Source organism: Pseudoalteromonas sp. SR45-6 (assembly GCF_014163545.1).
GTDB classification, from domain to species: domain Bacteria; phylum Pseudomonadota; class Gammaproteobacteria; order Enterobacterales; family Alteromonadaceae; genus Pseudoalteromonas; species Pseudoalteromonas rhizosphaerae.
This window is the reverse complement of the sequence record NZ_JACJDM010000088.1, coordinates 1-11,834: the sequence shown is the minus strand read 5'-3', so window position 1 is coordinate 11,834 and position 11,834 is coordinate 1. Positions and strand designations below refer to the sequence as shown.

Here is an 11,834-nt window from a genome sequence, read left to right as displayed (position 1 = left end):
TTTAGCTCTGTTGTTTTTAAGCGATTCATAAGATCACAAAACACCATGAATGTTCCCTCGCTTCCCACATTTTTTAATACTATTAGTTCATTGATATATAAAGGCTAATTCTGGGGATACTTTAGAGCTGACATGCAAAATCAATTACGCGAAACACTTTCACAAATTGGTGGTTCGTCTCAGCAACTGGCTACAACCTCTGAACAGTTAACGGTTGTGACTAACCAGTCTACACAAATTGCAACCCAACAAAGAGATCAGCTAGAGCAGGCAGCTACGGCGGTTAATGAACTAACAGCAGCCATTGAAGAGGTTGCGCGTAGTGCAAACTCTACGAGTGACAATGCTGAGGTTGCGGATGAAAAAGCACAGTTAGGCCAGGCTAAAATAAACGAAACCATCAAAACAATAGGTTCATTGGTTTCAGAGATCCAAAACTCAGCAGCTGGTATTACCACCTTAGCCGCAAATATAAAAAATATAGAGTCAGTACTTGATGTGATTAGAGCGATAGCAGATCAAACAAATCTGTTAGCATTAAATGCCGCTATCGAAGCTGCACGCGCTGGAGAGAGTGGTCGCGGTTTTGCTGTCGTAGCTGATGAAGTAAGAGCTCTTGCTCATCGAACACAAGAATCTACTAAAGAAATTGAGCAAATGATTCAAACTGTTCAGTCTGAGACAAGCCAAGCTGTTGTGAATATGAATAACAGTAATCAACTAGCTGAAGGTACGTTGCTGATAGCAAATGATGCAGGAGCGGCATTTAGCGAAATAACCGGTTTGATAAGTCAAATTAGTAATCAAAATATAACTGTTGCTAGCGCTGCTGAAGAGCAAACAACCGTTGCAAGGGAAGTAGATAAAAATTTAGTTTATATTCGCGACTTATCAATTCAAAGCTCTGATGGTTCGGAGCAAACGAATGCTTCTAGTACTGAGCTTGCAAAATTAGCAGAGCAACTCAATAACCTTGTATTACGATTTACTATTTAACTAATCAAATGTAAAAATTTACGAATTTACGAATTTACGAATTTATTATTTAATTACAACACACAATAGCAAGCATGAGTTTGCTATTGTGTGTCGTAATAAAGTACATACCTACTCAATTAATTTGCTAAAACTATCCCGCTCTTCATAAATAAAAATAAAACCATACCAGCAAAAGTATTATTGAATTCTCGCCTAAACAACGCATTAACTTATCTATGTCGCAAACAAGGTTACCCACACTTTCTTACAACTTAAAACAACAACACACAAAGCCCACACATATTTTTTCAATTTTGACCGCTATGATAATAACTTATCGACATGAACATAAATGGAATCATCTCATGAAAAAAAGCTTACTGATCTTTTTATTACTTTCCGGCTGTGCATCACAAGGCATTGACCGTAATGATCAAAATCAAATGGTTAAACGCTATTACGCTACTGTAGGGTCAATGCAGCAAGTAACGCTATCATCTGAGGTAGGTACAGGCATCGCAGCAGGCGCAGGCTTCGGCTTCGTTGACAACCTAGATGGTAATACTGAAGAAATGGTAGGCGGCGCAATTATTGGCGGCCTCGTCGGGGGCTTATTTACTGCCCTGTTTGAAGGCGGAAATACCGCATACCAGTACAACTTATACGCAGCTAACGAAGGTGACTTTACTGTTATTCAAAAGCACAAACTAGATAAAAATACGCAATGTGTAGTAGTAAATGCTGGAGGTAAAGTAACTCTAGAGCCTGTAGATAACGCATATTGCGAACCAAGCCTAAGCACGAATGAAAAAGCCAGCATTGCTAAATAGCGCTTTAGCAATGGCATAGTATAGTTGCTAGATCTACACTAATAACTTTTTCGAACAATATTAACTTATAGCAATATTGTGACCTCTTTTTAGCTATTTTGTATTTAGTTATAAAAAGAGGCTGCTCGAAGCAACAGCCTATAATTCTAACTACACTATCTAAGGTGCCCGCTTTCAACAATAGGCGTAACCCAATATTTTAATGGGGTGTATTGGCACACAGGGCTTAATGCCGTTTTAATTGTTTGCAGCTGCGCTAATAATATATGCACCTCAAACTGATAAAAACTGCGATGCCCTTCTACTTGCTCGGCAATGTCAAATTCACTGTGCTCTTTACTGTAGCCTTCAATGTTTTTTAAGTTAAAGCCGGTAATGCAGTCTATGCCAATTAATATATCAACCACGTCATCTTTTATGTTTGTGGGTACATTTAGGGTAAAAAGTAACTGTTCAGCCATGTTTTTTCTCCAACCAACCATAAAAGATAGGTAATAAATAAAGTGTTGTAATTGTTGAGGTAATTAACCCGCCAATAACCACAATCGCCAATGGCTTTTGAATCTCAGCGCCGGGGCCGGTGGCAAATACCAGTGGCAGTAAACCAAACATTGCGGTTGTGGCTGTCATTAACACTGGGCGAAGGCGTCTGCTTGCACCATCTAAAATGCGCTGCGTTACATTGGCAGAAAACATTTTCATTTGCTCAAAGTAGCTGATCATCACAATACCATTGAGTACCGCTACGCCAAGTAAAGCAACAAAACCAACCGATGCAGGCACCGAGAGGTATTCATTACTAATAAATAGGGCAATCACTCCCCCCATTAATGCAAACGGAATATTAGCAATTATCAGCGTTAATTTAGATAACGATTTAAACGTGGTAAATAAAATAATGAAAATTAGTATTAATGCCACAGGAATAAGCACCAGCAAGTTTTGTGTCGCACGTTGCTGGCTTTCAAATTCACCACCAAACGACAAGGTAAAACCACTGGGTAACTTTATGCTGCTATTAATTTTAGCTTCCAGTTCATTTACATAACTAACCACATCGCGGTTATCCACATTAACGCTTACAGAAGCAAAGCGCTTTGCTTTTTCTCGCTCTATTAACAATGGCCCCGTTTTAAAGCTAATATTAGCCACCTCTTCAAGTGGTAGTAGGCTGTTGTCGGGCATTAAAATTAGCTTTTGCTTTAATGCGCTCATTGACGACAACTCAAAGTGTGCTGCGCTTTCGCCTTTTTGTGCATTAAACACAATAGGGATCACGCGGTTTCCTTCTTGCAGTGCCGATACCTGTAAGCCTTCTAATTGCGACTTTAAATAATCACTTAATCCTTCGGTGGTTAAACCAAACTGACTAGCAACCTCAGGAATAAGTTTAATATTTACGTATTTCCCCCCTTCGATAAGCGCCATTTGCACATCACTTGCACCGTCAATATTAGTGGCAAGTGCCGTGATTTTTTCAGCTAATGAGGAAAGTGTCGCAATGTCATTACCGAATACTTTAATCGAAATATCACCGGTGCCACCGGTGAGCATTTCTGATACCCGCATTTGTATTGGTTGAGTAAAGCCAATATTTACCCCTGGAAATTGCGCAAGTGTTTGTCGAATATCCTCGATTAGCCGCGCTTTGGAGTCAAAACGCCACGTATCTTTTGGCGCTAATTCCATAAACACATCGGTTTCGTTTAACCCCATAGGATCAAGCCCGAGTTCATCGGAGCCGGTACGGGCAACAATTTGTACGATTTCTGGGGTGTTTTTTAACAGTGCTGCTTCAATTTGTTTATCTATATCCAGCGAGGCTTGCAAGGAAATACTCGGCGATTTTTCCAGTTGTACAATAATGTCGCCTTCATCTAAAACGGGCATAAAGCTTTTACCAAGCCCCTGAAATAACACCCCACTGAGCACTAAAACAGCGACCGATACAACACTTATTGCCACCGGCTTTTTAATTGCACGAGCAAGTGTTTTAGTATAAAAACCTTGTAATAGCGTGACCATTTTAGGCTGGGTTACGGGTTCATTTTTTAATAACAATGAGGCTAAAATTGGAATAACCGTTAACGACAACAACAGCGCACTAAGCATGGCAAACACGATAGTGAGCGCCACTGGGGTAAATAACTTGCCTTCTAACCCTGTTAGCATTAATAGCGGTGAAAACACGATAATTATAATGATTGTGCCTGAGAACACTGGCGCCGCGACTTCTTTACAGGCGCGATAAATAGCATGCAGCCGAGGGAGGTGCTGATTATTAGCCAACCGATTCACTATGTTTTCAACAATAACTACCGATGAGTCCACCAGCATACCAATGGCAATCACTAAGCCACCTAAACTCATTAAATTAGCCGATAAATCAAACTGCTTCATCATTATAAATGTCAGCAATGCCGACATAGGTAAAGACAAAGACACCACCAATGAAGAGCGAATATCACCTAAAAACAAGGCAAGTAGCACTATCACTAAAATAATCGCTTGGCCTAGTGCGCTAGTAATGGTGCTAATTGCGGTATTTATTAAGTTAGAACGGTCGTAAAACACATTAATTTTTGTGCCTTGCGGTAATGACGCTTCAATGGTGCGAAGTTTATCTTTTACATCTGCAACAACTTGCGCTGTATTACTATTTTTAAGCGCAATTATAAGCCCTTGTACCGCCTCTTCACTGTTTTTAGTAACTGCGCCATAACGGGTTAAACTGCCAACGTGTACCGTGGCAATATCACTTAACCGAATAACCTTATTTTGAGTGGACTTAATCACGGTATTTTCAATGGCGGTTATATCTTTGTATTTGCCCTCAGTGCGCAGAATTAAGGTGTCGTTGCCTTTTTCTAAGCGCCCTATGCCACCGTTTTGATTTGTTTGCGTGATTGCCAATTTCATTTCATCAAAGCTGACTTGATGCTGTTGCATCAATAAAGTATTGGGAAGTATTTCATAGGTTTTTGAAAAGCCGCCAAGGCTATTTACATCAGCAACGCCGGTTACAGTGCGCAGTAATGGACGAATTTGCCAATCTAAAAGCTCTCTTTTTTCAATCAGCGATAAGTGAGTACTTTCTATGGTAAACATGAACACCTCGCTCAAAGGCGTGCTCATTGGCGCCATGCCGCCACTAATATTACTGGGCAAGGTGGGCAAAATATTTAATAAACGCTCATTCACTTGCTGACGCGCCCAATAAATGTCGGTGCCCTCTTCAAAGTCAATGGTAATATCGGTAATAGAATACTTAGTGGTAGAGCGCAGCATTTTCTGTGACGGAATACCCAGTAATTCGGTTTCAATCACCCGTGTTACTTGCGATTCTATTTCAAGGGCGTTCATGCCGGGTAATTTGTAAACTATTTTAACTTGGGTGGGTGATATTTCTGGAAAAGCATCCACCGGAATACTTAACCAAGATTTAGCACCAATGGCCATAGCAACAATAACAAAAATACTAACAAACAAACGCTGAGTAAGTGAAAACTTAATAAGCTGGTTTAACATTTACTCTCTCCCTAAGTGAAGCAACATACCCTGTAGCGCACTTACCGAGCTTATTAGTACCTGCTGATCATCTAGGTTTTTGTTAGCAGTAAATACATAGTCTTTGCCTTGTGTACCTTTGAGCTCAATCGGCAGTAACTCAAGCTTATCGCTAGACTTTAAAGCAATGTAATTAACATCTTCAAATTCAAACACCGCTGACTTTGCTATTTTAAAGCCCGTTAATTTATTTACCGGTGTGACTTTGATAGTTTGCCCTAGTCTAAGCTGGCACTCATTTGAGCTTGGCGACGCCCACACTATTTGATGGTATTTATCTGCAATACTGTCATAGCTCTCAATATTTAAGCTGCAACTTTCTGACAGCTTGAAATGCGCTAACGTGTTGGAAAAACTAAGAGGGACTTTAATCTTAACGCGAATACTACTTGCATCGATAATATCAAACGCGGTGTCACCCATCACACGGTTTCCCGACTCATTAGTGAGTTTTAAAATGCCCGTTTTTGGACTTACTAAGGTCACGTTTTCATTATCATCAATGTTTAAAAATGCCATTTGATGTTGCATATGTTCAAAATTTAGCTTGGCTTCAAAATAGCTTTTTGTGATTTCAACCCATTCAGAACTTCTTATTATTTTGTTTTTTAAGTGTTGTTGGTTTATGTCGTAATGGCTTTTAGCAATAGCGAGCATGTCTTTTGCTGATTGATAGGCATCTAAAAAATGGTGTACATCACTGCCCTCAACGCTTGCAATAGTGGCGCCCTTTTCAACCATGCTGCCGTTAGGGTATAAGTAACGAACCTGCTGTACATCAAACGCAAACAGCACCGTATAATTGACCCCAGGTTTGAAATTGACTTCACCAATTAAACTTTGCCCGTTAATAAACTCTGTTTTTTGAATCGGCGCAAATTCAACATCAAAACCACTGAGTGACGAAAGCCTTACAGGTGCTAAATTTTGCGAAGCAAACACAGGATTAAATGTTAATAAAGTCACCGTAAAGAAGAAAAATAACGTATATTGAATACGCAAAAAATGACGCATTTTTTTTGTAAAATTTAACAGCATTTCGTTTGTTCACATTTGATTAATTTTATAGAATCAACCATGACTTTTTTAGACGGTTAAATCATCAGGCAAACGCCTTAACGTACCCAAAAATAGCGAAAATTACGCTATGGTACATTTGTCCATTGTATTTATAAGGCATTGATAATAGAGGTTTTAATGAGAGACAAGTTAATAGCAGCCACCTTGTTAATAATAATGGTGCTAAACTTTTTTGATGTACTAACGGATATACATTTAGGCGTGCCGCAGTGGCATATTTTTTCTGAGGGCTTAATCGTTGTCATTTCTGCAGCCTGTGCTATTTACTTAATTAGCGATATTCGTGCGCGTACTGCCAATATTAATGCGCTGAAACAAGAATTAGTGCATTCAAAAAAAGAACTTAAAAACATATCACAAGCAATGATGGATGCGCGCCATGAATACAGCGGCGTTATTCAAACCCAATTTTCACAGTGGACATTGACCCGCAGTGAGCAAGAAGTCGCGATGTTGTTACTTAAAGGCTTAAGCTTTAAAGAAATAAGCGCACTAAGAAGCACAAAAGAAAAAACCGTTCGTCAACAAGCGTCCGATATTTACAGCAAAGCCGATGTAGAAGGCCGACATGAGTTTGCTGCATGGTTTTTAGAAGACTTTATGCAACAAGGACAATACCAACCAACAAGTTCAAGCCTCAATTAATTGACAAGCTACAAAGGTGAGGCCTCTGGTTATTTCTATAGCTTTGCATCCGCTGTGCATCAAATCTTAAGGAATAATTAAAAACCTTAATGATTATCTCTGTGTAAAACTAGATGAGTTCATTTTTATTATGACAACCATTGCTCAACTTAGCAAAAACATAACCCCCTACAGCCCCTGCAAGCAGCTGCATATAAAAACCCCAGCCTCTTGCGCCCGCTATAATAGTAATATTCATAATTGACTCAATAGCAATTAAAGCCGTAGCAAACGCCACAATACCCGCAATTACAAATAATTGCGCACCTTGTTTTTTAACTTTTTTAGCAATAAGCCAGGTAACCAAAAACGCGATGGCAAGTGCAATAGCAATAATAGCGCCATAGGTCGGTAGCAAGCCGAGCCAATCTTCAAGGGTTAAGTTAACACGGTCATTAAAGCCCACCACAACACCCACATTAACTAATTGATTGACAACGTATTGACTATGAAACAAGCTAGCGAGTGTAAATGTAAGTAACCAAGAAACTAAAAATGAAGGGAGTATACGTGTTAAAAACGACATGGTTATCTCAACTTAAAATGAAACTTTTTTCTTACAGTAGCAAAGGCTTGCAGGGTAAACAATCTCTACGTTGTATTACTCTACTCTCGCTTTTAGCGTTTTCTTGTAACGCCAGTGCAGAGCTATCAAAACAGCAATACACTGCTGATACCTTAGCAACGGGACTCAATTCACCGTGGAGCATGGTTAAACTCCCAAGCAATACCTGGTTTGTCACGGAACGTGATGGTCATATTGTTATCATTAAAAACAACCAACAAACCCGAGTTAAACTAGATTTCGAGGGCTTATACGTTGCAGGCCAAGGCGGCCTACTCGATATAGTGCTTTCGCCAAATTACAGTGAATCAAAAGAAATTATATTCACTTACGCTCAAGGTGAGCTTGATGCAAACAGGCTCGTTATTGCCAAAGCTACGTTTGATGGTGCGCAATTTTCAACGCCAAAAATTATTTATAAAGTTGCCACAGATAAAGACACACCGCAGCATTACTCTGGCCGCGCTCTTGTCCTACCCGATAATACCTTATTGTTTTCAAGTGGCGATGGCTTTGACTACCGTGAGCAAGCACAGGTTATGACCAGTCAACTTGGCAAAACATTACGCATAAACTTAAACGGCACGATACCAAACGATAACCCATTTATTAATCACAAAAATCCTGCAGCTCATGCTGTGTACTCACTCGGGCACCGTAACTTGCAAGGCTTGGTTTATGATTACGATACACAGCAAATTGTTAGCCACGAACACGGCCCCGCAGGCGGCGACGAACTAAACTATTTAACCCCAAGCACCAATTACGGCTGGCCGGTGATCACCAACGGAGATGATTACTCACAAGCACGTATTTCACCGTTTAGAGAATACCCTGGAATGGCTAAACCAACGGTTGATTGGACGCCCTCAATCGCCCCTTCTGGCATGGCTTATTATGGCTCAAAGCATTTAGCTTTTCCCTCACTACAACAGCATGTGCTAATCACTACGCTGGTCGATAAAAAGCTCTACAGCGTTAATTTAGCGAATGGTGAACTTACCCAGACTCATGTTTTACCAGAGGTAACTGGGCGTTTGCGGGATGTATTTGTTACAACCGAGGGTAATATCGCGGTGTTAACCGATGGAAAAGATGCAAAATTGCTGCTGATAACGCCAAAGTAAGCAGATTATTCAATCAGTGTGCTGTTGAGATGACAAGGTTTTTCTTTAACTGATTTAATGCGGGAAAAAATATATTTTTCCATATCATTTTAGTTGTCACCGCATTGGAAATGAGGATTATTGTATTTTACTGGGGTGAATATGCAGGTGAAGGAAAAAGAAATACCTGTTCTCTTGTTTTTGTATATTCCGATCGTTATCTATCCCATAGCAGGAACATAATGTCAGTACTTGAAAGCTCTGCAGAGGCCATTAAATCTGCACTAATTAAAGGTATTTCTAATGAACCACAACATATAAAATACTTCATTATAATCATCAAAAATTATTCGCCTATTCAGCTTTGGATTGAAAATTACAGAAAAACCACATCAATTAGTATTTTAAGCTTTCAAAGCTTCTAATATTTTGACCATTACAAGGTTAATAGATTTAAAATATCACCATATTTTATCGCCGTTTCCTATGCAAATAGTTAAACAACCTTTGTGTTCTAAGAACAGACTATAGCATCATAAAATGCACGGGTAATTTGATGGGAATATATTTACTGAGGTGTTTTAGCTAAAAAAACCATGCACATAAACTAATAAATCATTATGCACATGGCTTACTTTTAATTAAAGAGCATTTTCTACAGTATCTTGTAGAGCTTTTGCGCGATCTTCAATTTGGTTTTCTGCATTGGCAATTGATGAATGGTTTAATGTCAACACGCCATTGCTGTATGAAGAGTATTTATTGGCATTGCTGATATCACCAATATTTTGAATAACAACTTTTTTCAAATCGTCTTGAATTGCTTCTTGAGAAAAGCTATCAGCACACATTTTGCTGAACGCAATAATCATTGGCTCGAAGTAAATTTGAGTCCAAGTCTGACTATAAAGATGAGCATAATTATCAACTGACAAACTATCCCAATCAATTTCTATTTCAAATTCAAATTTTGCAGCATCAAAAACTTTTTTCTTTAGATCTTCAAGGTTGTTTTCTTGGAAATCTCTTGCTGCTTTTTTCTCTTTAAGTCCCATTATCATTCCTTATTTTGAGTTGAAAAGTACATATAAAAATTTGAATAAATCAGAATACGTTGTTTATTCCGTTTTCAATTTTTGTTTGAAGTTCAGCCGGAAGCTCACCTTCAAAATTGAATCTCACCAAAATTGTAGAATTCGTTTTTTTAAAGCGAACGCCATCTCTTGGCTCATTTTTAATATAAAAATCGGTTATTTGACTAATATATTCTTTACTGAAGTCATCATTAGCAACAGCCATAAGAGTATCACCAAGCACTTCTAGAATAGCTTTAATTTTGTCAGTGTTTTCAGCTGACACTTCATCAATAGTGAAATTAAAGTCAAGCCCATGAGTGTTATTAAGCGCAGACTTAATTAAAGTTACAGACGTTTCAATATCATCTGCTTTAAATGGAGATACTAGTTTAATCGGTTCTTGGCCTAATAAAAAGCGCTCATGCTTTGCGAAATCATAAATAGAAATATTTACAATACTATCTGTATCAATAAAAGAAATTTCACGCTCTTTATCAGTTAGCAATACCATTTTAATTTCAGGGTCATATTTTATAAAGAAACCAGAATAGCGATTATTGTACCTGTCAGCGACTATAATGTGAAATTCTGTGTCATAGTCAGTTTTACTTTGTTGAAAGCGTTCTAATAACTGCTTAGGAGATGCTAAAACGATATTGTTGATATAGTTATCCATGACTACTCATATTCCTTCTTAAATGTAATCATTATTTCAATAATGCAGTGAGCGGTTAAGAAAAGTCAAAATATAATTTGAAATTTCTTAATTGGATTATACATTTATATGATTAATAAAACATGAATAAATATTCACGAGGCAAGTCCTTCTGCTAACGCATAACTCACCTATTGAGTCATGCGGGGATCACACTTTGTAAATAAACACTATTTATGACCTAATACATAAATTTCATTATCTTAAACTTACTATGTCACTCTTCTCACATTTAGAGCTCGTCAAAGACAATCGTTCACATATAAATCAGCATAATAATTTATTTGATGTGCTTTTTCTGATTATTACTGCCGTCAAATCGGGGGGGGGGGAAACTGGTAAAACATTGATGTATATGGTGATAGTAAGCTTGATCAGTTAAGGGGATTTCGCTCTTTCGAAAATGATATACCCACTCGACATAGTATTGCTCGGATTTTTAGAGCTGTTGATACTGACTTATTACTACTGCCGATGTACAGCTGGGTCAATCAAAACCGCGTTAAATCAGCCCATCCTATCATTGCCTTCGATGGCAAAACTATTCACGGAGCAAGTAAACACATTGCTGATAAATCACACCTTGTCTCAGCAGTTAATTGTGAGGCAGGTCTCACGTTATTCCACCAAACAGTTGGCAGTAAGACAAATGAAATACCGACAGTTCGGGATTTATTGTAAATACTCGACATCAATAACACCGTCATTACATACCAATTGGCAACTCTAAACTGTGTTCGGTAGGTTGTGGTGTTATAGTCATTACTTTAACGCCATTAGGTGATTCAAAACGATGCCAAACCCCCTTTGGAATTACCAACATTTGACCTGAAAATAATGTATTGCGCTGCTCGATTTCCCCGTCTAAAAGAATCAAGGTCGTTTCACACCGAGAACCTGAACGAACTCGTCACCTATTGGGTGCCTTTCCCACTCACTCGACCCAGAATAATTTGCTATGTATACTCCACCATCTCTGTATTCAGATAAAAGAGCAAATGCATTTTTTGCTTCTTCTTCAGATGTTTCTGGCGTTCTATTTTTTAGTAATTTGATTCTGGAAAACTCATCACTGATTGTAATTGATACTGACTTAGGCACTTGCTCAATCCTTGTAGATACAAAAGGAGCCTATAGAATTGCTCGTTTTTATTTATTATTAATATATCAACCATAGTCTAATTACTATTTTTATTCAATTACTTAGTCTTTTTCAACTTCAATAATTACTCG

13 protein-coding genes and 1 pseudogene are annotated in these 11,834 nt (G+C 38.4%); 6 read left to right on the top strand and 8 right to left on the bottom strand.

The features are described 5' to 3' along the window. Positions 1–132: 132 nt before the first annotated feature. Positions 133–996, top strand: coding sequence for a methyl-accepting chemotaxis protein (locus H5158_RS21540; protein ID WP_259398922.1), 864 nt, complete (start codon positions 133–135; stop codon positions 994–996). Positions 997–1,343: 347 nt separating this feature from the next. Next, complete coding sequence (locus H5158_RS21535) at positions 1,344–1,808, top strand: hypothetical protein (protein WP_182719378.1); 465 nt, start codon at positions 1,344–1,346, stop codon at positions 1,806–1,808. A 155-nt stretch (positions 1,809–1,963) separates the two neighbouring features. Here H5158_RS21535 and H5158_RS21530 read toward each other — a convergent pair whose 3' ends face one another. The 3 genes from H5158_RS21530 to H5158_RS21520 are packed head-to-tail and all read right to left on the bottom strand — an operon-like array spanning position 1,964 to position 6,389. Beyond that, on the bottom strand, positions 1,964–2,269 hold the full coding sequence (locus H5158_RS21530; RefSeq protein ID WP_182740869.1) for a DUF3240 family protein: 306 nt from the start codon (positions 2,267–2,269) through the stop codon (positions 1,964–1,966). Further along, a complete protein-coding gene (locus tag H5158_RS21525) occupies positions 2,262–5,336 on the bottom strand; it encodes an efflux RND transporter permease subunit (protein ID WP_182740868.1) in 3,075 nt (1,024 codons plus the stop codon). Before H5158_RS21525 ends, H5158_RS21530 begins: the two co-directional genes overlap by 8 nt. After that, entirely contained in the window at positions 5,337–6,389 is a 1,053-nt protein-coding gene (locus H5158_RS21520; protein WP_259398864.1) for a hypothetical protein, read from the bottom strand. It abuts the gene before it with no gap. 183 nt (positions 6,390–6,572) lie between these two features. On the opposite strand from H5158_RS21520, the gene H5158_RS21515 reads away from it, so the two are divergent. Then, entirely contained in the window at positions 6,573–7,100 is a 528-nt protein-coding gene (locus tag H5158_RS21515) for a LuxR C-terminal-related transcriptional regulator (protein ID WP_182740866.1), read from the top strand. A gap of 109 nt (positions 7,101–7,209) precedes the next feature. Here the strand turns inward: H5158_RS21515 and H5158_RS21510 are convergent, their stop codons facing one another. Next, complete coding sequence (locus tag H5158_RS21510; protein ID WP_182740865.1) at positions 7,210–7,665, bottom strand: hypothetical protein; 456 nt, start codon at positions 7,663–7,665, stop codon at positions 7,210–7,212. Here H5158_RS21510 and H5158_RS21505 point away from each other — a divergent pair. Beyond that, positions 7,650–8,831: a PQQ-dependent sugar dehydrogenase gene (locus tag H5158_RS21505; protein WP_182740864.1), complete on the top strand. Its 1,182-nt coding sequence runs from the start codon at positions 7,650–7,652 to the stop codon at positions 8,829–8,831. The genes H5158_RS21510 and H5158_RS21505 overlap by 16 nt on opposite strands. 221 nt (positions 8,832–9,052) lie before the next feature. Further along, positions 9,053–9,235: a hypothetical protein gene (locus H5158_RS23160; protein ID WP_182768139.1), complete on the top strand. Its 183-nt coding sequence runs from the start codon at positions 9,053–9,055 to the stop codon at positions 9,233–9,235. 216 nt (positions 9,236–9,451) lie between these two features. Here H5158_RS23160 and H5158_RS21500 read toward each other — a convergent pair whose 3' ends face one another. After that, entirely contained in the window at positions 9,452–9,865 is a 414-nt protein-coding gene (locus H5158_RS21500) for a hypothetical protein (protein WP_182719383.1), read from the bottom strand. Positions 9,866–9,914: 49 nt separating this feature from the next. After that, positions 9,915–10,562: a hypothetical protein gene (locus H5158_RS21495; protein ID WP_182719384.1), complete on the bottom strand. Its 648-nt coding sequence runs from the start codon at positions 10,560–10,562 to the stop codon at positions 9,915–9,917. 253 nt (positions 10,563–10,815) lie between these two features. Here H5158_RS21495 and H5158_RS21490 point away from each other — a divergent pair. Continuing rightward, positions 10,816–11,279 (top strand): annotated as a pseudogene (locus H5158_RS21490) (ISAs1 family transposase); the annotation flags it as partial. 28 nt (positions 11,280–11,307) lie between these two features. On the opposite strand, the gene H5158_RS23515 reads toward H5158_RS21490, so the two are convergent. Together H5158_RS23515 and H5158_RS23510 are read right to left on the bottom strand one after the other, a co-directional pair. Beyond that, a complete protein-coding gene (locus H5158_RS23515) occupies positions 11,308–11,478 on the bottom strand; it encodes a hypothetical protein (RefSeq protein ID WP_259398565.1) in 171 nt (56 codons plus the stop codon). Beyond that, complete coding sequence (locus H5158_RS23510) at positions 11,475–11,702, bottom strand: hypothetical protein (RefSeq protein ID WP_259398564.1); 228 nt, start codon at positions 11,700–11,702, stop codon at positions 11,475–11,477. Before H5158_RS23510 ends, H5158_RS23515 begins: the two co-directional genes overlap by 4 nt. Between the last annotated feature and the right edge of the window lie 132 nt (positions 11,703–11,834).